We start from the raw sequence: 25,966 nt of genomic DNA on the forward strand, positions 1-25,966 counted from the left end.
GAATGAATACATGAAAGTTCAGGTGAAAGTCCTTGACTCGCGTCTTGGTCAGGAATGGCCATTACCGACTTATGCTACGACAGGTTCAGCGGGGCTGGATTTGCGTGCGTGTGTTACAGAAACTACGATCATTGAACCAGGCCAGACTGTTTTGGTAAAAACTGGTTTAGCAATCTATATTGAAGATCCTGCATTTGCTGGTCTGATTTTGCCACGTTCGGGTTTGGGGCATAAACACGGGATCGTGTTGGGTAACCTGGTCGGTTTAATCGATTCTGATTATCAGGGTGAATTGATGGTATCCGTTTGGAACCGTAGTCAGACTGCATTCAGTTTAGAGCCAGGTGAACGTTTGGCACAGTATGTGTTGGTTCCTGTGGTGCAGGCTGAATTCGATCTAGTGAATGAATTTGAAGCGACTGAACGCGGTGCTGGCGGTTTTGGTCATACGGGTAAAAACTAAGTTTTAATCATGGTTTACATTCATTAACTGGATGTAAGCCATTTTTTTTAGTTAAGTGAATCAGATATTAAAAATGAGCTGATTGAAATATATTTAAAAATAAAACCCTATTTTCTAGTTCAGTAGAGCTATTTAAATCTAAAATTTATGTAATGATCAAATATCTAATCAGATGAAACTCAAAATAAATATAATTAAATAATCATTGTTTAATTACAAGAACCCTATAATTCTAAAGTTGTAGATTATATTTTTATAATTGATTGTTACATTGAAATCGTTTAAAAATAGCGAGTCTTAAAACAAAAACAAATGTTTAAAGTCATTATGATGAAATCATCATTTTAAATCTCCTTATTTTAACGAATAGTGAAAAGACAGTTTTATGGGATCTATGAATCATCCATTCCCCATGCATATCTTTCGTGCCTATGACATACGCGGTAAAGTCAGTCTATTAGGTGCCGGGATCATTGATGCAATTGCCCACGGTTTAGCCCAGCAGTATCAGGCTGCGGGACAGACACGTGTCGCCATTGGTTATGATGCACGCATCAGTAGCCCGGCTTTTGCCGACACTATTGCCCGTATTTTTAAAGACTATTCGCTGGAAGCCACTATTATAGGCTGCTGTTCCAGCCCAATGCTATATTTCACCGCACGTCAGTTTGATGGTAATGGCATTATGGTTACTGCCAGTCATAATCCTAAAGAAGATAATGGGATTAAATGGATTATTGATGGTGAACCACCTTGTCCTGAGATGATTCAACAGGTGGCCCAACTGGCAAAGTCACATTGCGATAGCCAGCTAATTACTTTAGCTGAACTGCCGCATCAGATTATTCCAGAGTTTTGCCTGCAGTATCAGCAGGGAATATTAGAAGATATTCAATTAAAGCGCTCATTTAAAGTGATTCTGGATGGTCTGCATGGCTCAGCCGGACGTTGTGCTGACTTGGTACTCAGAAAAATGGGCTGTGAAGTGATTGCTTTACGTTGTGAGGCGAATGGACATTTTCCGGATCATGCGCCGGATCCTTCGCAAGACAAACATCTTGAGACTTTACGTCAAACCGTCATGCAACAGCAGGCTGATCTCGGTATTGCCTTGGACGGTGATGGCGATCGCTTGGTTCTGATTGATGAACATGGTCAGATTATTACAGCCGATCAGTTATTGTGCCTGTTTGCTGAAATTTGCCTAAGCGATTCAGCACCACGCCAATTTGTTTATGATGTGAAATGTTCAACTCTGGTTCGCGATACAGTGCAACGTCTGGGCGGGGAACCGGTGATGATTCGTACCGGCAGTTCATTTCTCAGAACTTATCTGAAGCAGTCTCAGCATCAGGCGATTTTTGGTGGGGAATATGCCGGACATTATGTCTTTAATGATGGTCGCGGCTGGGGCTATGATGATGGACTCTATGCAGCGCTCAGAGTCATGGAATATCTCGACCAAACGGGGCAAACTCTCGCGCAGGCCTTGGCGGCTTATCCAAAACGACATGGTACTGAAGATCTTTATATTTCAACGCGTCAAGTACGTCCTGTTGAGCTTTTAAACTTCGTTGAACAACAATCCGCAAGAATTAATGCGCAAATCAGTAAAATTGATGGGATACGTCTTGATTTTGAGGATGGTTTTGGCATCATTCGAGCATCCAATACAGGTGAGTATTTCACAGTGCGCTTTGATGCCAATAATGCCCAAGGTCTAAATGAAATTCGTCATCTGTTTGTAGCCATGTTGCGTGACCGTTATCCAGAGATCGCTCAAGACATTTTAGATGCTCAATAAGGAGAGGCGAATGCCAAATCAACAAACAGGCATCGACAAAGCACAGATTTTGACAGAAGCTTTGCCGTATATTCAACGCTTTGCGGGTAAAACCCTGGTGGTAAAATACGGCGGTAACGCGATGACCGATCCTGAGCTGGAAAGTTCATTTGCACGTGATATCGTATTATTAAAAACAGTCGGTATTAATCCGATCGTGGTACATGGTGGTGGCCCGCAAGTCGATTCCATGCTGAAACAGCTGGGCCGCGAATCAGACCGTATTGACGGCATGCGCGTGACTGATCCTGCGACCATGGAAGTAGTCGAGATGGTACTTGGCGGTAGCGTTAACAAATCTATCGTGAACCTGATTAACCAGCATGGTGGTCGTGCGATTGGTCTTACCGGTAAAGACGGCAACCTGATTCGTGCGCAAAAGCTGCTGATGGAAAAAGTGGCTGAAGATGGTTCAGTTGAGCAAATTGATCTGGGTCTGGTCGGTGAAGTCGTTGGCGTGAAAACCGATGTTCTGGAAATGTTTACCAATAGTGACTTTATTCCAGTCATTGCCCCGCTAGGTGTCGATGAAGAAGGCAATACCTATAATATCAATGCTGATTTGGTCGCTGGTAAAGTCGCTGAAGCCCTAGGTGCAGAAAAACTGATTCTACTCACCAATATCACCGGTGTCTTGGATGAAAATAAAAACCTGTTGACTGGTTTGACCACTCAAGAAGTCGATCGTCTGATCGAAACTGGCGTGATTTATGGCGGCATGATTCCAAAGGTCGGTTGTGCGCTGGATGCGGTAAAAGGCGGCGTCGTAAGTGCACATATCGTGGATGGCCGTGTACCTCATGCCAGCTTACTAGAAATTTTCACCGATCATGGTGTGGGCACCCTCATTACCAATCGTGCCAATCCGCATCGTTCTTAAGCCAATTTTTGCGAAAAAGAGTCTCAATAGAGACTCTTTTTTATTTGGATTTCTTATAGCCACCTATTTGAAATGACTGGGACAGTCATGCACAATAAGCTTCTAAGTAAATAGAGAGCTGAAACCAGACCATGTGCCAACTGCTCGGAATGAATTGTGCCACCCCGACGGATATTACTTTTTCTTTTCGCGGGTTTTCCCAGCGGGCGGGCATTACCTCTGATCATGCGGATGGTTTCGGGATTGCTTTCTTTGAAGATAAAGCCTGCCGTCTGTTCGTCGATAACCAGTCCGCGATTGAATCACCGATTGCCGAGCTGGTACGTAATTATCCAATCAAATCACGCAATGTGATTGCCCATATCCGTAAAGCGACCCAAGGCAAAATTAATCTGGAAAACTCGCATCCTTTTAGCCGTGAACTTTGGGGGCGGCAATGGATTTTTGCCCATAATGGCGATTTATATGATTATTTTCCTGAACTGTCAGGGCGCTTTACCCCAGTCGGAAATACCGACAGTGAGCGTGCCTTCTGTTACCTGCTGGATCAACTGGTGAAACGCTTTGGCTATCATGAGCCGAAACTGGATCAGGTTTTCGATCTTCTAGCTGAAATTTCACCTGCAATCGCGGAGCATGGCACCTTTAATTTCTGCCTGTCGAATGGTCAGGCGCTGTTTAGCTATGCGATTACTAAACTCCACTGGCTGGTACGTGAATACCCGTTTAGACCGGCTCAGCTGATTGATATTGATGTCGAAGTGGACTTTAGTCAGGTCACGACTCCTGAAGATCGTGTGGCGGTGATTACCACTGAACCATTGACCCAGAATGAAGAGTGGACTGCTTTCCAGCCGGGTGAAATGATCCTGTTTCAGCATGGGGAAAAAGTGCGTTCTCAGTTGACGCATGTTGAACGTCTGGAACGTGAACGTCTTGATCCTTCCTTAAAACGTGTCACGCGAGCTGATCAATATTAAAACGCGATCAAAGACGGAGTTTAAACTCCGTTTTTTTATATTTTTAAATAAGAAAAAATCTAAGAATAAATAAAGGTTTATTACAATTTTTGGTTAATTAATATCTTAGCCTTTTACTCAGGATAAATTATTTTTAATTATATATAACAGAAACTTAAAATGAAAAAGCCGGATTTAGGCGGAAAGCCGACTAATTTGCTTCATTTTTATTTGAATCAATACGCTATATGCTCATTTTCACGTTATAAGTCCTTAATATTTATAGGTGGTCGTAATGAAAATGAAATGGGTTCCAGATTATAATACTGGTATCGATGTGATTGACGATCAGCACAAACGAATTCTCGATTATATCAACGAAATTGATGCCAATACCGAGCGTGCCCGTATTAAACAGATTCTCGACAATATTATTGATTATACCCAGTCGCATTTCACCTTTGAGGAATCTCTTCAGGAAGAAGCTGGCTATAAATATCGGGTGCCGCATAAACGTGTGCATGACCTGTTTATTAAAAAAATCGAGTCTTATCGTGACCGTTTTGAACTGGGACAGTCCATTGAATCAGAGCTGCACGAAGTATTATCGAAATGGCTGATTAACCATATTCAGCACGATGACGCCGATTATGTCGGTGCCGTAAAAGAAAATATGATGGGGATCATCAAGGAAAAAGAAAAGAAAACAGGTAAAAACTGGTTCGCTCGTTTCTTCTCATAATAAAAGACGTAACGAGATAACAAAAATTAAAATCTAATTATAATTTTTGCGCAGCAAATCACTGTCATGGTGGTTTGCTTTTTGTTTTTGATTTTCACCGCTTCACAAGGCAAAATAGCGCTAGATTTTTATAGGAATGCATCATGCAGGACAATGCTATGTCAAAATGGTTATCGCCGCTGATGGCTTTCTGTTTATCGTTTATTATCATCGCGACGCTCGCACCGATAACCGGTATCCAGATTGATCGTCAGCTGGATTTCTGGATGCTCTGGTTGGCCACCATGCTGATTCTGGCGCTTCCAGTCTGCTACTTGGAAATTGCTTTGGCCAAGCGCTCTAAAACAACGCCATTACAGGCGCTTTCGACGCTGACCCGTGAAGCGGATGCGTCACAGAAATGGCGTATTGTCGGCTGGTTAAGTGTGATCTTTATTCCGTTTTTGGCAGGTGCCATGCTGAACAATGCCAGCAATGTTCTGGCGGTTGCTGCAATTGATCTTGCACCGAATCTTCTGTTGATTGGATTGGTGATAGCTGCTTTAGCCTTGTCACTACTGCCACGTCAAATTTTATTAGTGGTTACCACGATTGGTGTATTGGCGTCTCTGGTTCTGGCCAATGTGATGGGAACTGCGCTACCTGCATGGCAAGTCACGCCAGTCGAGTTCTCGGAATGGGGCAATGCCACCGTATTGGCTTTGGTCGCAAGTGGTCTGGGCATGGGCTTGTACTGGCAATCTAGCCTGAGCGCTGTACAACAACAGGATGTCGCCAGCAAGACGGTATTGCCGATCTGGATTGCGCAGCTCGTTGCTGTCATTGCATTTACTTTCTTTGCCGTACAAGCACAAATTCCTGCATTTACTCTGGTCGCAGCAATGGTGGCAGCTGCCGCATTAATTCTGCAAATGGCACGTGAACAATTACAGCAACGCCAGCTTCATCCTGCAATTCAATGGGCAATTGTGGTGGCGGTCACGCTGATCTGGGCTATTCCAAATCTAAGCCCAATTTTCAATGTGGTCTTGCTCGTCTGGGGCTTATTGATTTGTTTGATCTATGCATTATTTGCTGGCTGGATCATGAAGATCAGTCATTTGCGTAAATCAATGAATTTCAGCTCTGAAGCGTTTTATAACATCTGGCGTATTGCAGTGCGTGTAGTGTTGCCGGTCGGGATTATTCTGGCAATCATTGCTGTCTTAGGACAATTCGTCTGATGAGTGAGGCGATGATTTGGGTGGCATATGCGACGCCAGAAAAACAATTTCATCTAGCCGTGTCATTTCAGCCTGGCATGACGGCACTGGACGCGATTGAGCAAAGTGGAATCCGTGAGCAGGTCGACTTGCCTGAACTGTTATCTCTGGGCATTTTTGGCGTGCGCTTGCAAGATCAGCAGCAGCCACTGGCAGCAGGTGACAGGGTGGAAATTTACCGAGCACTGACCATCAATCCTAAGGATATTCGACGTAAACGCGCCGAGAAAAATCCGGTGGGTCGTTATGCCAGAGGCAATCTTTTAAAAAAGCTGAAACCGTCTTCCGAATAGAAAGCGGCTTGAATGAGCAGTAGCCTCAATGATCTGCTCAATCAATCAGCTTAATCAAAAAAGTCCCTGATGATTCAGGGGCTTTTTCATGAGAAACCGACTATAGTGGAGGAGCATTTAAAATTGCTTCTTTTGATCCTGGTAAGCCGGGTTGAGATTCTGGAATCGTCTCCAGACCTTCAACACGTTCTACGATACCAGACTGGTTAAAGTAGATTTTCAAATGCTGGCCTTGGGCTGCCGGGATCTTGGCTTTTTTAGCGTAGGTTCCTGGGGTATAGTTATAGATGTAGTCCCAACGTAAAGGATTCAGTGGATCGCTTACTGTTGGACTGCCCAGTAAGAAACGCACCTGTTGATGGCTCATTCCTACCTGAATTTTAGCGGCTTGTGCTTGGGTTAAAGGGGTTCCTTGTGGAATATCTACTTTATAAACACCTAATGTCGAACAGCCGACGAGCAATGAAGTGACGAATAACGTCAACATGATTTTTTGCATTTTGCTAAACTATCCCAAATTAATTATGATGCATTTGATCCAAGGATAGATCATACTGCATCTAAACTTTGTTGCATATTCCAACTTTGATTTTGTTGAGAGACCTTTTTACATGACTATTTCAAACCAAGATTTACGAAAAGCTGGGCTGAAAGTTACCCTTCCACGAATTAAAATATTAGAATTACTAGAAAATTCAAAACAACATCATTTAAGTGCGGAAGATATTTACAAGACTTTACTCGATCAGGGCGAAGATGTAGGTTTAGCAACTGTGTATCGTGTGTTAACGCAGTTTGAAGCAGCGGGCATCATCGAACGTCATAATTTTGAAAATAATCATTCAGTTTTTGAAATTATGCAGGAAGATCACCACGATCACCTAGTATGTTTAAATTGCAGCAAAGTTGTTGAATTTATTAATGACACGATTGAAAAAGAGCAGCATGACGTTGCTGAAAAATTTGGTTTTGAATTAACCGGTCACTCACTGAATCTGTATGGCTACTGCGATGCGCCTGCCTGTCAGGAAGTTTTCCGTAAAAAATAATTTGAGCGCTGGTTCAAACAAAAAACAGGCTTCATGGGAAGCCTGTTTTTTTATGCCTTCAAGATGATCAGGACTGACCATCAAAGGTAATGTTGGAATGCGCACGTAATAAGTGACTACCACCTTCTTCTGACAGCTTGATTTGCAGACGCAGGTCGTTTGGTGAATCTGCATGTTTCAGTGCATCTTTATAGCTGATCTGTTTGGCTTTATACAGATCATACAGCGCCTGATCGAAGGTCTGCATGCCCAGTTCACGGGAACGCTTCATCAGATCCTTGATCTCATGCACATCACCTTTACGAATCAAGTCGGCAATCAGTGGTGAGTTAATCAGAATCTCAATCGCTGCACGGCGACCATTACCATCGATGGTTGGAATCAGTTGTTGCGCCACAATGGCTTTCATGTTCAGGGACAAGTCCATGAACAGCTGATTATGTCGGTCTGCTTCGAAGAAATGGATAATCCGGTCAATCGCTTGGTTGGCGTTGTTGGCGTGCAGGGTAGCAAAGACCAGATGACCGGTTTCGGCAAAGGCAATCGCATAATCCATGGTTTCACGTGAACGGATCTCACCGATCAGAATCACGTCTGGTGCCTGACGCAGGGTATTTTTCAGGGCAATTTCAAATGAATCCGTATCGATGCCGACTTCACGCTGGGTGATAATACAGCCCTTATGCTGGTGAATAAATTCGATCGGATCTTCAATGGTAATGATATGACCTTTGGAATTTTCATTACGATAACCGACCAAAGACGCCAGCGAGGTTGATTTACCGGTACCCGTTGCCCCGACAAAAATAATGATGCCACGTTTGGTCATCGCCAGTTCTTTTAGAATCGGCGGTAACTTGAGTTCATCCATCGTGGGAATAACAGTTTCAATCCGACGCAGCACCATCCCCGGTTGATCTCGTTGCTGAAAGGCACTGACACGGAAGCGGGCACTTTTATCCGGTGTGCTGATGGCAAAGTTACATTCACGACTGTCAGCAAATTCTTTACGCTGCTTTTCGGTCATGATGGAATTGAGCAGTTGTCCTACTGCCGCACCCGGTAATTTTACTGAGCCAATCGGTAAAATCTGACCATTAATCTTGATGGATGGTTCGACATCGGCAGTAATGAACAGATCCGATGCTTTTTTCTCCACCATATAATCGAGTAAGCCGTTAAAATCCATGTATATAAACCCCAATACAATTCAATTTTCTTATAAAAATGCTTCTGGCTGTTTGGCTGCAGTACGTGCAACTTGCGGGCTGATCAAACCTTTGGACACCAGTGTTTTCAGGGTCTGGTCCAGTGTGGTCATGCCATAGTTGGCACCGGTCTGAATTGCTGAGTACATTTGTGCGACTTTGTTTTCACGAATTAGGTTACGAATCGCAGGAATACCAATCATGATTTCATGCGCTGCGACACGCCCACCGCCATTTTTCTTCAGCAGAGCCTGTGAAACTACGGCTTGTAGGGATTCAGACAACATGGCGCGTACCATGTCTTTTTCTTCAGCAGGGAATACGTCGATCACACGGTCAATGGTTTTGGCCGCTGAGGTGGTATGCAGGGTACCAAATACTAAGTGACCGGTTTCTGCGGCAGTTAAGGCCAGACGAATGGTTTCAAGGTCACGCATCTCACCGACCAGAATAATGTCCGGGTCTTCACGTAATGCAGAACGTAATGCTTCATTAAAGCCATGGGTATCACGATGTACTTCACGCTGGTTAATCAGACATTTTTTGGACTGATGCACAAATTCGATTGGGTCTTCGACGGTCAGAATATGGTCATAGCGGTTGTCATTAATATAGTCCAGCATCGCCGCCAAGGTAGTTGATTTACCCGAACCGGTAGGACCTGTGACGAGGACCAGACCACGTGGATATTCACAGATATCCTTAAAAATCTGTCCCATGCCCAGATCTTCAAGCGTCAGGACTTTAGAGGGAATGGTACGGAATACTGCACCGGCACCGCGGTTCTGGTTAAATGCGTTGACACGGAAACGCGCCACGCCAGGCACTTCAAAAGAAAAGTCAGTTTCCAGATTTTCTTCAAAATCACGGCGTTGCTTGTCGTTCATAATATCGTACACCAGTTTGTGTACTTCTTTATGTTCCAGTGCAGGCAGGTTGATGCGACGAACTTCCCCATCGACACGAATCATTGGCGGTAAGCCCGCAGACAAGTGTAAATCCGACGCACCGTTTTTAGCAGAAAATGCCAACAATTCTGTGATATCCATAAGGTCCCCGAGTTCATTAAAATGTTAATTATTTTGATAGAATAATAAGGCTTTCCCACAGCTTAACCAACACTTAGTTCATGGGCAAGGGAAAAAAAGATGAATGAAATGAGAACCCCATCAATGAATATGTTGCAACAGTCACGAAATCAGGTCTTAGTGCAAATTGAAACTGCCTGTATTCAGGCCGGCCGCGAAGCAGATGCGGTGCAACTGCTTGCCGTTTCCAAGACCCAGCCGAGTAGCGTGCTGGCAGAGATGTATCAGGCAGGGCAACGTGCTTTTGGTGAAAACTATTTGCAGGAAGCACTGGAAAAAATCACCGAACTGAAAAACCTGGAGATTGAGTGGCATTTTATTGGACATGTGCAGCGTAACAAAACCAAGCATCTGGCAGAAAATTTTGCCTGGGTACATGGAGTCGATCGCCTGATTATTGCTGAGCGTTTATCAAATCAGCGTAGAGAGGATCAGCCTGCTCTGAATATCTGTATTCAGGTGAATATTGATGGTCAGGATACCAAAGATGGCTGCCAGCCGGAAGAAGTTGCAGATTTGGTGGCACAAATCAGTCAACTGCCGAATGTGCGTTTACGTGGTTTGATGGTGATTCCAGCACCGAATAATCCTCAAGCCTTTGCTGATGCCAAAGTTTTATTTGATGCAGTCAAAGTTCAGCATGCGTACCCTGAAGATTGGGATACTTTAAGTATGGGCATGTCTGCCGATATGATCGAAGCGATTGCTGCGGGTTCTACCATGGTTCGTGTTGGCACAGCCCTATTTGGTGCACGGCCTAAAAAAGATGTATAAACTACTAATGTCAGTTTTTTGCAGCAAAACGTTATCGCAGGGTATTGGATAACGCTTTTTTTCTGGCTGGTTCGAGCCATTTAGCCATCAGCCAGGCAAAGACTATTATGCCGAACATGCTCGTAAGCAAGGCTAAAACTGCTCCCCCCAGACCATAGCCTAAAGTTGCCGGAATACAGCCCAAAATAAATAAAAGTAAGGGGAAATGGGTCACATACAAGGTATAGGAAAAGTCTGCGGATTGAACCCAGACCGGATGGTAGTGACTACGTTGATGCTGGAGCTGTACCAGCCAGCAGCTAAAGGCCAAACCCATACAGAAATTAAAAGGGGCAAAATTCGCAGCACGGTATTGCTGAGCCTCATAAATCAGCTGAAACTGGTAAGCATCAAAACAGGCGATTAGAAATGCCAAGCCGACTAGGGCTAATTTGACCGATTGTAAGCGGTTTAAAAAACGTAGCTGGATATATCGAAATGAACAGGCAAAGGCACTAAGCCAGACCAGAAAATAAATAAAAAACTGGATGTTCAGTAATGACAGTATAGCCAGAACCATAAAAAATCCGATTTTGGCGATTTCCGAATTTTTTAAAAAAGGTAGGAATCCGGCCAGCACATAAAACCACACTTCATAGCTCAGACTCCAGAGCGCAGCATTGGCTGAAACCGTTGGTGTTACAAAGCCATTCAAAAATAGCAGCGAACCAATAAATTCCATCATGTCTACATTATAGTCAGTCCGGATCATCATGCCAAAACTGTGTTGAAAAGCATGAGTATGGCTGGCAAATAATAGTGGAGCGAGTAGATAGAGAACCAGGGTCAACCCCATGGCAAACAGAAAGGGTAGTAAAATTCTGCTGCAACGCTGTCGAGCATAACGGTGCAGATTGAACTGACCATGCTGATGAATGTTGTGCTGGATCGAATAGCCGATCAGATAGCCACTTAAGGCAAAGAAAATCATGACTGCAGCCTGTCCAAGCAGGCGTATCCATGAATAAATGCTGGTATCGAAAGGCGCAATAAATGCCTGAAAGCAATGACTGAATAACACCACAATGGCACTGATACCCCGTAGGCTCTCAAGCTGTAAGCTGAAATAGGGCGAGAGCGTGTTCGGGGCAGGGTGAATCATCGCTAACCTATAATCTGAATGGTACTGGCGCCTGCACCAACAGGCTTGACCTGAATCTGTACTGGAATCCGTTCATGCATTTCCTGAATATGTGAGATTACGACCACTTTACGTCCCTGACTTTGTAACTGATCAAGTGCATTCATCACCATATGTAATGAAGATGCATCAAGGGTGCCAAAACCTTCATCGATAAAAAGGGATTCTATTTTCATGGAGCCTGAAGCCATATTGGCAATTGCTAAAGACAAGGCAAGGGCGGTCAAGAATGACTCACCCCCAGAAAGCGATGAAACAGAACGGGTTTCACCATCCATATCATGGTCAATAATGGCAAGACTGAGTGAGTTGTCTAAACGTTTTAAGGTGTAACGCTGAGACAGCATCGCGAGTTGCTGATTGGCAAATTCAAGCAAAATATCAAGGTTATATTGCTGCGCATAATCACGGAATTTTTTGCCTGTGGCATCCCCCATAAGACTGGAAATTTTATTCCAGCGATATTCTTCAGTTTGAATTTGCTGAATTTGTTCAGCAAATTGTTTTTGCTTATCTAGGTTCGAGTAGTGAACATCTAACTTGGTCTTAAGTTGGTCACGCTGTTCTTGTCGCTCTGCTAAAGCTTTAAGGTTCAGTTCAATGGCACGCTCAATCTGTAAGATTTGTACTTCAGGTTGAGTTTGTAAATGTTGTGCGAGCAGATGTTGTGTGGTTTTCAGGGCGGATGCTGCATCGACCAAGGCATGTTCGATATCTTTAATATGTTGACGTAGTTTTTGAGTTTCTTCAGTTGAAATGAGGCTTAATTGTGAAATCAAAGCATGATTAAAATCTAAATTTTGATTTAACCAGTGTTCGATTTCTAAAACACAAGCATGATGCTGTGTTTCAAGTTGAGCCAACTGAATTTTGAGTTGATCAAGCTGCCGTTGTTGGCTATCAAATTGTTGACGAGCTGTTTCGAAACTTTGTTGTATTTTCTGATATTGCAGCTGTAAATTTTTACGCTGTTCATCGTGTTGAGTCAGCCATTCATGTGGTTTATCGACCCAAGTTTGAGTCATCTCAAAAATAAGCTGAACGGCAAGTTCCTTGTTCTCTTGTCCTTGACGCTCAAATTCAACTTTATCTTTTTCAGCGATTTCAATCTGATTATTTTTGGCTTGAATCTCGTTATTTTTTTGAGCGAGTAGTTGAGCTTTCTCATTCAGTTGCTGATTTAAAGTCTCAAGATTCTGCAACAGATGCTGACGCTCATGCAATTGTTGCACAATGTGTTGTGCAACAGTTAAGGTTTGCTTATGCCAAGCATTTCGTTGATCAGCAGTGAGCAGGTCTAGAAGGTATTGAATATTCTGTTCAGCTTGTTGAACAATCGACAGTTGTTGTGAGATTTGCTGAATATTTTGGGTTAAATTCCGTTGTGTTTTTTCAACCTCATCGAGTTGTTTGATATTTTCCTCAAGTGTTATTTTTTCTTGTTGCAGGATTTGATTGACTTGAAGCAGTTGTTGTTCAATCTGTTCAGATTGTTGGGTTAAGTTTATTTGAATTTGGGTATTTTTGAAGCTTTGATAAAGCGCCTGTTCATGCTGTTGATGTTGAATATTTAAATCATCGAGACGTTTTTGCTGTTCGCTCAAAGATGCTGTTTGCTGTGTGTGTAATTGCTGAATCTTTTGCCAAGCATTAAAACTGTCTTGTTCGATTTGAATCGCTTGCTGCTCTTGTTGCTCTTGCAAATTGACGAGCTCACTCGATAGTGCAGAAAGATCAGTTTTAAATGGATGATGTAAACTGCCACAGACTAAACATGCTTCTCCATCAATCAATTGCTCGCGTAATTTCTCAATATTTTCAGCATGTAATAAGCGCTGTTGTTGCAGCATGCGTTGTAAGTTTTCACGTTCAAGTTTATGGGTTTGGTATTGCTGTTCTTGCAAATCAACTTGGATTTTACTTTGGGCACTCTGCTGTGCGAGCGCATTGCACGTTGTTTGCAGTTGATGCTGTTCAGAGCGTTGTTGTAGCCATTGTTTAAATTGATTTTGAATTAAACTGAATTGATGTTGTTGCTCCAAATTTTTTGCCTGATCGCGGCGAAGTTCTAATAGTTGGTGATCAATTTTTTGGTCATCGCCATACTGTTGTTGTAGTGATTCCAATTGCTGCTTTTTCTGACTTAAATCAGTTCTAGCAGAAGCAATATCGCCATATTGTTTTTCAAAACTTTGGTAATGCTGAATAAATCGTTGTAACTGTGTGAGATGCGCGGAAAGTCCATCATCTAAACTGCTTAGTTGCATCGTTTGATTCAACTGTTCGGTTTGTTTTTGCTGATCTGACTTGAATTGCGCTAATTCCTTGTGTAGCTGAGTTTGTACAAGGATTAAGGGCTGTAACTCTTTTTGAAACTCGTCCAATACAGATTTTGCTTTAACAAACTGTTTACCAATGAATTCACGTTCTTGAATACAGTGACGGACTTGGTCAATACGGTGCTGATGGGTGTGTTCAAAATGCTGTAGCGCTTTGAGTTGTTCATCAATCTGTTTAAATGCAGTCTGTTTTTGCTCAAAAACTTGCTGAATGGTATGAAACTGTAGTTCAGTACTTTGAATTTGAGATTTTAACCGAGCTAATTCTGTTTGTGTTTTTTCTTGCTGGATCATACTTGGACGGATGGATGCAAAAACTTCGAGTTGTTTTAGACGGCCACGTTCTGTATTCAGTAAATCAAATTTTTGTTGTTGCTCCACATGCTGACGCTGTCGTTGCTGAACATCATTTTCCAGCTTTTGCTTTTGTTCAAACCATCGCTGGTTTTTTTCGAGTGCCGATTTTTCTTGTTCTAATTTTTTGTATTCAGTACAGATTGTATTGAATTGATCGCTTATAGTCGCTAAATCTTCTTCCGACAAAGTCTCGATATCACCGAGTCTGACTTCTAAAGCTTTGCGCTGATTGGCGATTTCCTTGGTTTTTTCATATGCCAATTGACCAATTTTGCCAAAAATACTGGAGTTGGTCAGATATTCGAGCAGTTCACCACGTTCAGTATCCCGTGATTTTAAAAATGCGGTCACTTCAGATTGAGCCAATAAAACGGCACGGGTAAATTGCTCAAAACTCAGCTGAGTAATTTGCAGAATTTTAGCTTCTACCGCTTTAGCTTTATCGGCAAGAATATTGCCATCACTCAGACATTTCAGTGAACGTTGCACACTTTGCAATTTGCCTGTGGGATTTTCTCGTGCACGTTTAATTTCCCAACGAGCTGAATATACTTTTTGATTTTGTGCAACAAAACTTAGTTCGGCAAAACCAATGCCTGTACCGCGACGCAAAACAGTTAATGGGGAATTGGTGAGAAGTTCAGAACCATCGATATCAGTCAGTTTGCCATCGCTATCTTTTAAACGAGGTACACGATTGAACAGTGCCAAACACATTGCATCCAGAATCGTGGACTTTCCGGCACCTGTTTTACCGACAATTGCGATTAAGCCTGCACTGGCAAGTGGATTGCTTTCAAAATCAATAAAATGTTCACCTGCAAGCGATGCCAAGTTTTTTATACGAATAGATAAAATTTTCATGGCATATCCTTATGGTGTTTCATTAGCATCAATATTTTTTTCCGCCTCAATAATCAGGCTGAGGAAATCTTTCAGCACCGAATCATCGGCGCTGTAACCCTGTTTGAGCCAAAGCTGTTCAAATAGTCTTTTGGGTGTTGGCGGCTCTAAATGGATCTTCTGAGCTTGTGCATCATCAAGATTAATAGCTTGATATTGACGTGAAATGCGCACCAGTCGATAGCGGTTCGGCGGAAGTGCATCTTCAAAAGTTTGTCTTAAATTGGGTGGAGGAGGCGTTGCCGTATGATATTCAATATCGATATATTCACGTTGATCAATTGCTTCAATTTCCCCATGTTCAAGGGTTCGAATCTGCTCAAAGATTTCATTGAGTTCACCACGGAGTCGATGCAGGCGGACACTGCGTGGAATAAGCAAAGCTTCAAACTGAAAACGTGCCTCATCTTCTAATTGAGGGTCAATCCTGACTTCAACTATTTGATGCTTATAATTAATCTCACTAAATGACAGCGGAATTGGGGAGCCACTATAGCGAATATGCGGCTGACCAACCTTTTGTGGTTTATGCAAATGCCCCAGCGCGACATAATCAATCATGTCATCAAACAGCGCCGTCGACAGGGCCTCTTCATTGCCGACAATAATCGGACGTTCAGAGTCGGAGGTCTCACCACCTTGCATGTGCGCATGTGACATTAAAATCAGTGCCTGATGTGGCTGTTTGCGGGCTTTGGCTTCAGCAATCAGTTGTTGATGCAGATAACTGATCGCGTTCTGATTATTGTTGGTATGTTCATTCAGTCCGGTAATTTCGGCACTGCGTAAATAGGGCAGGGTCAGACACCAGGCGATGATATTTTTATCCTGATCATAAATAGGAATAAGTAGACGATCCAGGTTCAGGGTATTTTCTGCAGTGCGGCCTACGATTCCCACAGCTTTGGCATTGAATTTGGCCAGCAAGGGTTCAACCTGTTCAATCCGGTAACCGGAATCATGATTGCCTGCAATCATCAGGGTCTGCATATGTGGCGCCAGATCGTGGGCATCGGCCAGAAACTGGTACAGCTGTCTTTGCGCACTGGAAGCGGGATTGATCACATCAAAAATATCGCCGGCAATCAGCAAGGCATGCGGTTGCTTTGCTTTAATTTGCTCAAGTAGCCAAGTCAAAAACTGCGCATGTTCAAATTCACGGTCATGGTTATGGAAAAATTGTCCCAGATGCCAATCGGAAGTGTGAAGAAAATGAACTGCCATGTAATGAACCCCAAGATATCTGCCTTGCTACTATAGGAAAAAGCACAGGTAAAAATCTACTTGAAATCGATATTTCAGTGAATTGTTTGTGATTTGGAGGCTGAATTTATTTTGATCAGTATGGATATTAATGGACGGTTGTATCCAGATCATCAGATATTAAAGGTTCTGCAAGCCCTCAGATTTTAGAAATAGGGATTTTAAAAAATAAAAACCGACGATTCGAGTGATGATGAAATCGTCGGTCAAATTTGTGTTACATGAAGATTTTGGCTGCTATTCAAAATTTCCCTGTACACTGGACTTATTGCTTTAGCTCTAAAGGTCAGCAAAAATTCGTGGATGCCAGTCCAAATTTTTGTACCTTGTACCCTATATAACGTCACCCTGTAGTGGATGGTTGACAATAAAATGAAAAAAAACCTGATTTTTTTTATACTAGCTTGTTGAAGATCACTGAGTCATGCATATGTTGCCGCTAAGTCGTTATTTTATCTGGTTTTTCGTTATATGTTTTATTTTTACCTGTATTTGCGGTGTACTCGCAGCCTTGCTGCCGATGGGCATGGGTGCAGTCTTGACGATTGTTCCGTATCTGGTAGCCATGATTTGGGTGCTTTTTAAATTTTTAAAACAGCAAAAACGTGCCCCGACCCAAGCAGAGCGTAAAAAATTCACCCTCGGGTTTAGCCTGATTTACTGGGGCTATAATTTATTATTTCTCTTGCTCGGTATTGTTATCGCCACCCGTTCCAATCCGAATGCTTGGCAGAACTTTCTGTTGTATCTACAGCAGCCACAATTTATGAGTATTGTGCTGATCATGTTCCTGATGATCGCAATTCCGCTGTATCTGCTGACCTACTGGTTTTATGGCAAGCAGGCCCAGCGTATGGCAGAGAAAATGTTTGGCCATCCACCTCAGTGAGTATAGATGAATCATTGTGTGACGACTGATCTTCATAAATTGATTGAATGATGAAAGATACAAATTCTCCACTACAAAGATCTTCTCGGTTTAAAAAGCTAAAGATGAGTGGCGTATAATTTAAATCAAGAAAATAATAAGGCGAAGAATGACGAATGTATAAACCTGTAGTGCTGGTGACGGGAGCGAGTGGTTTTATTGGCAGTCATCTCGTGCATTTTTTACTGGAACGGGATTATCGGGTGATTGGTCTGACCCGTCAGAAAAATAAACGTGAACCACATCCGGACTTCCACTGGATTAACCAGCTGGAAGAATTAAAACAGCATCAGATTGATTATGTGGTCAATCTGGCTGGCGAAAGCATTGGTCAAGGCCGCTGGACGGCAGCGCGTAAAAAGAAATTGCTGGATAGCCGTTTAGACACCACCAAAAAGGTTTTTGATTATTTAGAAAAAAATCAGATTAGACCGAAACGGATTATTTCAACATCAGCGGTTGGTTATTATGGTATTGATCCGACAGAGCGTTGGGAACAGGTCTGCACGGAGCAAAGTCCGCCACAAGATATTTTTATGTCTGAACTCTGTGCGAAGTGGGAACAGCTGGCCTTGTCCTATACTAACCAGAACACCAAGATTGTTCGCTTTGCGGTGGTATTTGGTAAAGGTGGCGGGATTCTTCCGCAGATGCTATTGCCGATTAAGCTGAATCTGTTCGGGCGAATTGGTCATGGACGTCAGCCAGTGACCTGGGTGCATCTAGAGGATGTACTGCGTGCGATTGAATTCTTGATGCTCGAGGATACAACCGAGCAGATCTTTAATGTGGTCGCGCCAGAAAAAAGCAGTCAGGCCCAGTTTGCACGAACTGCGGCCCAGATTCTGAAGCGCAAACCCTTACTTCCACTACCCGCATGCAGTCTGAAAATGATGCTGGGAGAACAGTCACAACTGGTATTAAACGGTCAGTATGTACAGCCCAAAGCCTTGCAGGAGGCTGGATTCCAGTTTCATTATCCAACCCTGAAAGAAGCACTGAGCAATATTCTAAAGCACTAAACGACTGGGCTCTAATAAACGGACAGGATCATAAGGAGCTGGATCAACGATTGGCATTTGTTTAAGGATGAGTTGAGCGAGTAGTTTGCCTGATGCCGGCCCCATGCATAAACCATTCCGGAAATGTCCAAAATTGGCCCAAGCATTGTGTAGCTTGGGAATTTTGCCAATATAGGGAATACCATCGGGTGAGCTGGGTCTTAATCCGGCCCATTGCTTGACCAGCGGAAAATCTGCCAGTTCCGGTACCATCTCGATGCACGCCTGTAAAATATCCTGCCGAATTTCGGCAGAAGGCGAGGTGTCAAAACCGACCTGACGCATACTGGAACCACATAAAACATGTCCATCCTGACGTGGAATCAGGTACATCACCTTATGCATGCACATGGTCGGCAGCCAGTTTTTTGGCGTTTTAAACAGCAGCATCTGGCCCTGAACCGGCTGTACCGGAATTTCCAAACCAAGTTGCTGTGACCAGTGTTGCGACCATGCTCCGGTTGTGAACACATACTGATCTGCCTGAAAAATCCGGCCATGTTCATCTGAGATACTTTTTACACAGCCTTGCTGAATATTGAGCCGAGTGATTTTACAATCTTCTTGCCAGGTGACACGAGGATGATGCTTCAAATAGCGAATGATCGACTGTAATAACCGTGGATTACGGATATTGGCCAGTTCAGGAAAATAAATCGCCTGTTTAAACTTGCTATTATCAACTTTGGGATTGATCTGTTGCAGTTTAGCCTGATCAAGTAATTCGGCCTGTTGCTGCGGCTCTTGATGTGTTGCGGCATAACTTAAACCGATTTCAAAATCGGCTTCATCAAAAATCAGCATACCTGTTTCATGAATCTGGAAATCGATGCCAGTGAAAGGTTGCAGTTTTTGATTCCAGTCCTGATACATGGGTTTGGCATGTCGGGCCAAAGCATTTACAGCAGTGGGATAACGCCACGGATACATCGGGGAGAGGATACCTCCTCCAGCCCAGGAGGCAGCCTGTCCGGCGGCCTGCTGATCAAAAAGAGTAACAGAACATCCCTGTTCAAGCAGTTCCAGCGCCGACATCAAACCGGTGATGCCAGCGCCGACAATGGCAATATGCATTGCGCCGAAATCCTTTTACTTCATGTCTTTCAGTTTAAGCGCAGCTTCTTCAGCAAAATAGGTCCAGATACCATCTGCACCGGCACGACGACAGCTCATCAATGATTCTAAAATGACGCTATCAGATAACCAGCCATTTTGAATTGCCGCAGCCAGCATCGCGTATTCGCCACTGACCTGATAGACAAAGGTTGGTACGCCAAAAGTGTCTTTGACTTCGCGGACGATATCCAGATAAGGCATGCCCGGTTTAACAATCACCATGTCTGCACCTTCCTGAATATCCAGCGCAATTTCATGCAGGGCTTCAGCACGGTTACCGACATCCATCTGGTAATTGTATTTATTGCCGCCTTTTAAGTTGCTGGCAGAACCGACTGCATCACGGAACGGGCCATAGAAACTTGATGCATATTTGGCTGAATAGGCCATGATCGAAGTATAGATATGACCATTTTGCTCAAAGGCCTGACGAATCGCACCGATCCGGCCATCCATCATGTCACTTGGAGCAAATACATCTGCACCGGCTTCGGCATGGCTCAAGCCCTGTTTAATCAGGCACTCGACCGTTTCATCATTTAAGACATAACCGTTCTCATCAATAATGCCATCCTGACCATGCGTGGTATACGGGTCTAATGCGCCGTCAGTAATCAGCACCATTTCTGGCAGTTCTTTTTTCAATAAACGTAAGGTGTTTTGCACCAGACCATCTTCACGCCATGCGGCTTCTGCAGTCAGGCTTTTATCTTCTTGTGGGGTGACGGGGAATAGCGCCAGTTTATTGACACCGAGTTCCAGCAGACGTTCTGATTTTTTTAACAACAAGTCCGCTGACAGGCGCTGGATATTCGGCATACTTGGAATATCTTGGGTCTGGTTTTTTCCTGGCAGGACAAATACTGGATAAATGAGATGATCTGCCGCGAGATGGGTTTCACGAACCATCGAACGTAAATGTTCATTTTTACGAATACGACGCATGCGAGTTGCAGGAAACGCGGGACGATTGAACGTATAAGTCATAAAAATCTCAGTAATCAGTATTAAACTAGGCCTCTATTGTAGCCCTAACTCAAATTTTTGGGCATAAATTAGCGGTTTTTTATTGTGGTGGATTCGGGCAAAGTGATGAGTAAGACAGAGAGAAACTGGACCGGTAATATACATCTGGGCTCGAAAGTGGATATTGATGTAGTCCTGAACCAGCTGGTACATGCTTTTAATAGCTCTCCTTTTTTTAAGCATAACGGCATGACCATGCGGGTGGTCGAGGGCCAGATTGAGGCCTATGTAGAAATGCAGGATTTCATGATTGGTAATGTGGCTTTCCAGATTCTGCATGGCGGTCTGGCTGCAACTGTACTGGATAGCGTCGGTGGTATTGTGGCCATGGGCGAACTGTATAAAAAAGCTGAACCGGAAACGATTGCAGATACCATTAAAAAAGTGTCGCGTCTGGCGACGGTCGATATGCGGGTGGATTATCTGGCGCCTGGACGTGGCAAATATTTTATTGCACGTGCAGAAACCTTACGTTTGGGGCGTAAGGGCTGCACCATGCGCATGACCATGGTTAATGATGAAGATAAGGCGATTGCAACAGCGATTGCGTCTTATGCCTATTAATGAAATCGTGAATTGAGGAAGCTAAAAAGCACTGTTTAACAGTGCTTTTTTATGATGATCAAATATGAACCTTGAAGATTTAGAGATCAGATTTAGCCCGTTTCAAGGCATTTTGCCATTTGGCTAAATGCATTTCTCTTTCGTCATTTTGCATTTTGGGTTCAAAAGCACGGTCCAGCTGCCAGGACTGGGAAATTTCATTCAGGTTTGAAAATACGCCAGCTTTTAATCCGGCCATAGCGGCCGCGCCCCAAGCAGTAGCTTCCTGCATTTTCGGACGCAGTACCGGTACATTCAGAATATCGGCCTGAAATTGCATCAGCATGTCATTGCTGCTGGCACCACCATCAACCCGCAGTTCTTTAAGAGGATGTGCAATATCAGATTGCATCGCACTGAGCACATCCGATACCTGAAAGGCGATTGATTCTAATGCGGCACGAGCGATATGCGCTTTGGTCGTACCGCGTGACATGCCACAGAGTAAGGCACGTGCTTCACTATCCCAATGCGGCGCGCCCAGTCCGGTAAATGCGGGAACCAGAACCACGCCGTCACTATGCTCGACCTGATGCGCCAGTTTTTCCACATCACTGCTTTTTTGAATAATTCCGAGGCCATCGCGTAACCATTGCACTACAGCACCAGCCATAAATACGCTGCCTTCGAGCGCATAAGTAGTTTGGCCTTGGGCTTGCCAGGCGAGAGTAGAAAGCAGCTTGTTCTGGCTAAGCTGAATGTTATGTCCAGTATTGAACAGCATAAAGCAGCCAGTACCATAGGTGTTTTTTGCGCTACCCACCTCAAAACAGGACTGGCCAAAGAGTGCAGACTGCTGATCCCCCAAAATTCCGGTAATGGGAATATTGGCCCCAAGTAAGCCAGAAGCAGTGTCAGCGACATAACAATCAGAAGAGATAATTTTCGGCAAGACCGAAGCAGGGATATTAAACAGCTCGAGTAGCTCTTCATCCCACGACTGTTGCTGCAGATTCATCAACATGGTACGAGAAGCGTTACTGGCTTCAATGACGTGCTCTGCGCCTTGGGTCAGATTCCAGATCAGCCAGCTATCGATAGTACCAAATGCCACATGGCCTTGTTCAGCGAGTGGCCGTACTCCCTCAACATGCTCTAAAAACCAGACTAATTTTCCCGCACTAAAATAAGGATCAATCCATAAGCCTGTTTTTTGCTGAATTTTGGACATTAGGCCTTGTTCAATCAGCCGGTTACACCAATCAGACGTACGACGATCTTGCCAAACGATTGCCGGAGCGAGCGGTTTGCCGTTTCGACGATCCCAGACTACAGTGGTTTCACGCTGGTTAGTCAGGCCAAGGGCTTTAATATCTTTTGCCAGAATACCTGCAGTTGCTAAAGCTTGTTGTATCACAGCAATCTGTGAGCTCCAGATTTCCTGTGCATCCTGTTCTACCCAGCCCGAATGTGGGGTGTGGATATGCGTTTCACGTTGAGCCGTTGCCTGAACTTGTCCATGTTCATTAAAAATAATAGCCCGACTTGACGTAGTTCCCTGATCCAGGGCCAGAAGGTAGCTCATAATTTTTCTGTTATTTGGCTTGAAAAGTAAAATATTAGCGCAATAATGTAATTAAGCGCATCAAGTTGTTTAAATGTTCAGAAAATACATCGTAATTTTTGACATTTATGCTATGATTGCCTTGTACTTTGGGGGTGTTTCTGGCTTCGACGCTGGTGATGAAACTCATAGATGCATGCCGAGAGCGCATTTTCTCTCGTAAATCAAATTTGCATTTTTTAGTCGCAAACGACGAATCATACGCTCTAGCTGCCTAAGGGCAGCTTGTCCGCCTCTCCGAATACTTGTGGTTAGAGAGTCCGACTGAAGCGCACGCACACAAGTCCGTATAAAGCCAAGCCTCGGGGCTTTGTACTAAATCAAGAGGATCGCGATTTGTACCCTGTTCGTCGGGTCACAAAGAGTTAAAATAATAGACGATATCTAAGCATGTAGTATTCTCGAGCGTAGTGCTGGCGGACGCGGGTTCAACTCCCGCCACCTCCACCAAATACCTAACAAAACATGGCAAAATATGCCAAGTTTTAAAACGAAAAGGCTTGATTCTAAAGGGATTGAGCCTTTTTTCTTGCCTAAACATAACTAAATATAACTAGCTACAGTGTACATGCACCGTGTACACTGTCTTGTACATTGCAAGATTTATTGAATCCGTTGGTGTACAAGCCATGAAAAGAACAGAAATTAAACGTAGACCGTTATCAGATACCGTACTGGCTAACCTTGAACCCGAATCAAAAGAGTATAGGGAGCTGGACGGCGAAGGCTTATATTTCCGTGTAAAGCCTGATGGTAAAAAAGCATGGTTATTCAGATATAAAAAAGCTGATGGGAAATGGTCATGGCTTGGAATAGGTACTTATCCTGAATTATCGGGTAAGGGTGCAAGAAAAAAAGCATCTGAGATAGTTCAAGACATTTCGCACGGCGATAATCCAATCATTACCAAACAAGAACGCAAGCGCAAAGAGCTTGAGCAGAATAATGCTACCTTTGAAGTATTGGCTCGTGAATGGCTGGACACAAAAGCAAATACTTGGGTACATGACACCATGATAAGAAACAAGGGTGCATTAGAAAAACATATATTCCCGATTTTTGGGAAACGCTTGTACACCAGCATAAAGCCTATTGAATGGATGAATCATTTAAAAGGTATTCAACAAAAGCAGGGAATCTATGAACAAGTAAATCGAGTTCGGGCTATGTGTCGTGATATATACGATTTTGCAAAGGTGACAGGCCGTATTGATTACAACCCATTAGAGGGGCTGCAAAAGTTCCTACAGCAGGGCATTAAGCAAAATATGTCGCATGTGAGTGAACAGGAGTTCCCAGCACTACTTAGGGCAATCAATAATTATCCAACTATGGACGTTCGGATGGGATTGCAGCTTTTAGCTATGTTGTTCTGCCGACCTACCGAGCTAAGAGAAGCCAAGTGGCAGGAGTTCGACCTAGATCAAGGGGTGTGGAATATACCAGCCGAGCGTATGAAGAAACGCCGTGAGCATATCGTACCTTTATCCACTCAAGCATTAGCAATATTAAAAGAGTTGCAGACCTACCAAACTAATTCAGATTATTTATTTCCGAGCAGATCGGATAAGAGTAAGCCAAAGTCAGACACCGTTTTCATTATGGCTTTGCGCCGTATGGGGTATGAGGGCAGACAGACACCGCATGGATTTAGGCATATTGCCAGCACCTTATTAAACAATCGTGGTTTTGATGAACGTCATATCGAAGCAGCACTGGCACACGTAAAGGACGGTGTAGCAGGGGTGTATAACAAGGCTCAATATTTAGATGACAGAGCCAATATGATGCAATGGTATGCGAACCATTTAGAAGAAATTGCGGATCAGAGCATTATTCAATTTAAAAAGGCGAAGTGACAAGACTTGTCGCACTACTAGCCAATAAATGCACAAATATAGGGAAATATAGATTATATTTGTTTTGCTAGGTATAGGCAGGCCAGCCGACAAGCAAGTACCCAACTTGTTTACCTAGTCATCTTTGGGGGTGCTGTGGGAGGCATTGATTTTGAATTTAGAATTTTTAAATAAACAGCAGGCCATATCTTATTTTAATAAACAAACTGATTTAAATATAGATAGAAGAACCTTTTTAATCTACTGTTTAGAAAATGAAATTCCTATTAAATATAAGGCAATTACTGACTTCAAAGCAATTGCAGGCTTTTTTATAAATGCTGATGAGTACACACAGCTAAAAGAACATCAAAGTATCGAGGTGGATTTTGAGGAAAGAGAAGATAATACTATTTATGCTCAAAAAAGTTTTGATGAGCAATTAAATTTACTAGCTTATAAGTTTTTTAAGAAAGTTTTTCCTAAAGAGTATGATAGCAAAGACCCAATGCTGAAATTAGATACACTCAGAAAGTGCTATGAGCTAGTCAAAGAAAAAGAAGAATACAAAGAATTATTAAGTAAAAAAGATTCTATAGATAGGTTAATTAAAATTAAGAAAGCCTCCTGCATACTATTGTTAGATGAAGATAATGTCGGATTAGTATTTCATGAAGAAAATATATTTTCCGTGAAAAGTGGTATTTATGATTTTTTAGATAGTTCGCTTAGTATCAAAGGGCTTATTCAAGCAGAAATAAAAAACTACCGAGATGGTTTTTACGATAGTTGTATACCAACTGAAAGCAGATTTTTTATTAGTGATAACTTGTTTTATTGGAAGGCTGATAAAAAAGAAAAAGACATATTTGGCAGTTTTTATACAGATGAAATTTTCCAGCAAGGGTTTTTGAAAGCTGATATTGATTTGCTAATCAAAAAGTTATTTCAAAAAGAAAAACCTGTAAAAGAGATTGATATTTTACACCCCAGAACGGCTAACAATGCTTCAAAAATAATTAGTGCCTTGTGTGAATTGAACGGACTAGATATTACTCAACCTTATGGAAATTCCAACAAGGAAATAATGGGTGTGCTTGACCGACTAGGAACACCCTTAAGCAAGGATGTTGTAGGGGATTGGCTAAAGTTAGCTCATGAAAATACCAAATAAATTCTAACTAGGCGCTGGTAAAATCTAACTAGAACTATAAAGATTTAATAAAC

General features: G+C 43.0%; 23 protein-coding genes and 1 other RNA gene. 15 read left to right on the top strand and 9 right to left on the bottom strand.

The window, feature by feature from the left end:
* The first annotated feature begins 10 nt into the window (after positions 1–10).
* The 7 genes from dut to Q9R21_RS11150 all read left to right on the top strand — a co-directional run bounded on the left by dut (position 11) and on the right by Q9R21_RS11150 (position 6,442).
* Positions 11–463 carry a dUTP diphosphatase gene (gene dut, locus Q9R21_RS11120; protein ID WP_005247107.1) on the top strand — a complete coding sequence of 151 codons (453 nt, stop codon included), beginning with the start codon at positions 11–13 and terminating at the stop codon, positions 461–463.
* Between the two features lie 385 nt (positions 464–848).
* Entirely contained in the window at positions 849–2,267 is a 1,419-nt protein-coding gene (locus Q9R21_RS11125) for a phosphomannomutase/phosphoglucomutase (protein ID WP_311204484.1), read from the top strand.
* A gap of 10 nt (positions 2,268–2,277) precedes the next feature.
* The gene (gene argB / locus Q9R21_RS11130; RefSeq protein ID WP_004279270.1) at positions 2,278–3,186 is read left to right on the top strand and encodes an acetylglutamate kinase; all 909 of its coding nucleotides are present in this window, start codon (positions 2,278–2,280) and stop codon (positions 3,184–3,186) included.
* Between the two features lie 131 nt (positions 3,187–3,317).
* Positions 3,318–4,166 carry a class II glutamine amidotransferase gene (locus Q9R21_RS11135; protein WP_311204485.1) on the top strand — a complete coding sequence of 283 codons (849 nt, stop codon included), beginning with the start codon at positions 3,318–3,320 and terminating at the stop codon, positions 4,164–4,166.
* A gap of 274 nt (positions 4,167–4,440) precedes the next feature.
* The gene (locus tag Q9R21_RS11140; RefSeq protein WP_004279272.1) at positions 4,441–4,887 is read left to right on the top strand and encodes a bacteriohemerythrin; all 447 of its coding nucleotides are present in this window, start codon (positions 4,441–4,443) and stop codon (positions 4,885–4,887) included.
* Positions 4,888–5,030: 143 nt separating this feature from the next.
* Positions 5,031–6,110, top strand: coding sequence for a hypothetical protein (locus tag Q9R21_RS11145; RefSeq protein ID WP_253139152.1), 1,080 nt, complete (start codon positions 5,031–5,033; stop codon positions 6,108–6,110).
* On the top strand, positions 6,110–6,442 hold the full coding sequence (locus Q9R21_RS11150; RefSeq protein WP_253102069.1) for an RnfH family protein: 333 nt from the start codon (positions 6,110–6,112) through the stop codon (positions 6,440–6,442). The genes Q9R21_RS11145 and Q9R21_RS11150 overlap by 1 nt, the downstream gene beginning before the upstream one ends.
* Before the next feature lie 100 nt (positions 6,443–6,542).
* Here Q9R21_RS11150 and Q9R21_RS11155 read toward each other — a convergent pair whose 3' ends face one another.
* A complete protein-coding gene (locus tag Q9R21_RS11155; RefSeq protein ID WP_004279275.1) occupies positions 6,543–6,941 on the bottom strand; it encodes an outer membrane protein assembly factor BamE in 399 nt (132 codons plus the stop codon).
* A 112-nt stretch (positions 6,942–7,053) separates the two neighbouring features.
* Between Q9R21_RS11155 and fur the strand changes: the two genes are divergently transcribed.
* A complete protein-coding gene (gene fur / locus Q9R21_RS11160) occupies positions 7,054–7,491 on the top strand; it encodes a ferric iron uptake transcriptional regulator (protein ID WP_004279276.1) in 438 nt (145 codons plus the stop codon).
* A gap of 67 nt (positions 7,492–7,558) precedes the next feature.
* Here fur and Q9R21_RS11165 read toward each other — a convergent pair whose 3' ends face one another.
* A complete protein-coding gene (locus tag Q9R21_RS11165) occupies positions 7,559–8,680 on the bottom strand; it encodes a PilT/PilU family type 4a pilus ATPase (protein ID WP_004646138.1) in 1,122 nt (373 codons plus the stop codon).
* Positions 8,681–8,710: 30 nt separating this feature from the next.
* On the bottom strand, positions 8,711–9,748 hold the full coding sequence (locus Q9R21_RS11170; protein ID WP_004279279.1) for a type IV pilus twitching motility protein PilT: 1,038 nt from the start codon (positions 9,746–9,748) through the stop codon (positions 8,711–8,713).
* Between the two features lie 123 nt (positions 9,749–9,871).
* On the opposite strand from Q9R21_RS11170, the gene Q9R21_RS11175 reads away from it, so the two are divergent.
* Positions 9,872–10,561, top strand: a complete 690-nt coding sequence (locus tag Q9R21_RS11175; RefSeq protein WP_311204513.1) for a YggS family pyridoxal phosphate-dependent enzyme — start codon at positions 9,872–9,874, stop codon at positions 10,559–10,561.
* 31 nt (positions 10,562–10,592) lie between these two features.
* Here Q9R21_RS11175 and Q9R21_RS11180 read toward each other — a convergent pair whose 3' ends face one another.
* The 3 genes from Q9R21_RS11180 to Q9R21_RS11190 are packed head-to-tail and all read right to left on the bottom strand — an operon-like array spanning position 10,593 to position 16,564.
* The gene (locus Q9R21_RS11180) at positions 10,593–11,699 is read right to left on the bottom strand and encodes an acyltransferase family protein (RefSeq protein WP_404976596.1); all 1,107 of its coding nucleotides are present in this window, start codon (positions 11,697–11,699) and stop codon (positions 10,593–10,595) included.
* A 5-nt stretch (positions 11,700–11,704) separates the two neighbouring features.
* Entirely contained in the window at positions 11,705–15,301 is a 3,597-nt protein-coding gene (locus Q9R21_RS11185) for an AAA family ATPase (protein WP_311204487.1), read from the bottom strand.
* Between the two features lie 9 nt (positions 15,302–15,310).
* The gene (locus Q9R21_RS11190) at positions 15,311–16,564 is read right to left on the bottom strand and encodes an exonuclease SbcCD subunit D C-terminal domain-containing protein (protein ID WP_311204488.1); all 1,254 of its coding nucleotides are present in this window, start codon (positions 16,562–16,564) and stop codon (positions 15,311–15,313) included.
* A gap of 469 nt (positions 16,565–17,033) precedes the next feature.
* On the opposite strand from Q9R21_RS11190, the gene Q9R21_RS11195 reads away from it, so the two are divergent.
* Together Q9R21_RS11195 and Q9R21_RS11200 are read left to right on the top strand one after the other, a co-directional pair.
* On the top strand, positions 17,034–17,492 hold the full coding sequence (locus Q9R21_RS11195) for an ABZJ_00895 family protein (protein WP_311204514.1): 459 nt from the start codon (positions 17,034–17,036) through the stop codon (positions 17,490–17,492).
* 155 nt (positions 17,493–17,647) lie between these two features.
* Positions 17,648–18,553 (top strand): TIGR01777 family oxidoreductase, encoded by a 906-nt coding sequence (locus Q9R21_RS11200; RefSeq protein WP_311204489.1) that lies wholly within the window; start codon positions 17,648–17,650, stop codon positions 18,551–18,553.
* Here the strand turns inward: Q9R21_RS11200 and thiO are convergent.
* Both thiO and hemB read right to left on the bottom strand, forming a co-directional pair.
* Entirely contained in the window at positions 18,542–19,666 is a 1,125-nt protein-coding gene (gene thiO / locus Q9R21_RS11205) for a glycine oxidase ThiO (protein WP_311204490.1), read from the bottom strand. The genes Q9R21_RS11200 and thiO overlap by 12 nt on opposite strands.
* 15 nt (positions 19,667–19,681) lie before the next feature.
* Complete coding sequence (gene hemB, locus Q9R21_RS11210) at positions 19,682–20,695, bottom strand: porphobilinogen synthase (RefSeq protein ID WP_219310012.1); 1,014 nt, start codon at positions 20,693–20,695, stop codon at positions 19,682–19,684.
* A gap of 105 nt (positions 20,696–20,800) precedes the next feature.
* On the opposite strand from hemB, the gene Q9R21_RS11215 reads away from it, so the two are divergent.
* A complete protein-coding gene (locus tag Q9R21_RS11215) occupies positions 20,801–21,298 on the top strand; it encodes a thioesterase family protein (protein ID WP_004646146.1) in 498 nt (165 codons plus the stop codon).
* Between the two features lie 79 nt (positions 21,299–21,377).
* Here the strand turns inward: Q9R21_RS11215 and glpK are convergent, their stop codons facing one another.
* Positions 21,378–22,862, bottom strand: a complete 1,485-nt coding sequence (gene glpK / locus Q9R21_RS11220) for a glycerol kinase GlpK (RefSeq protein WP_311204491.1) — start codon at positions 22,860–22,862, stop codon at positions 21,378–21,380.
* Positions 22,863–22,992: 130 nt separating this feature from the next.
* Here glpK and ssrA point away from each other — a divergent pair.
* The 3 genes from ssrA (at position 22,993) to Q9R21_RS11235 (ending at position 25,913) form a co-directional block, all read left to right on the top strand.
* Positions 22,993–23,351, top strand: a transfer-messenger RNA (tmRNA) gene (ssrA, locus tag Q9R21_RS11225).
* 179 nt (positions 23,352–23,530) lie between these two features.
* Entirely contained in the window at positions 23,531–24,760 is a 1,230-nt protein-coding gene (locus Q9R21_RS11230) for a tyrosine-type recombinase/integrase (RefSeq protein ID WP_311204492.1), read from the top strand.
* Positions 24,761–24,911: 151 nt separating this feature from the next.
* Positions 24,912–25,913 (top strand): hypothetical protein, encoded by a 1,002-nt coding sequence (locus tag Q9R21_RS11235; RefSeq protein ID WP_219309742.1) that lies wholly within the window; start codon positions 24,912–24,914, stop codon positions 25,911–25,913.
* Positions 25,914–25,966: the final 53 nt, after the last annotated feature.

The sequence above is a fragment of the Acinetobacter sp. RG5 genome, assembly GCF_031844265.1.
Lineage (GTDB): Bacteria > Pseudomonadota > Gammaproteobacteria > Pseudomonadales > Moraxellaceae > Acinetobacter.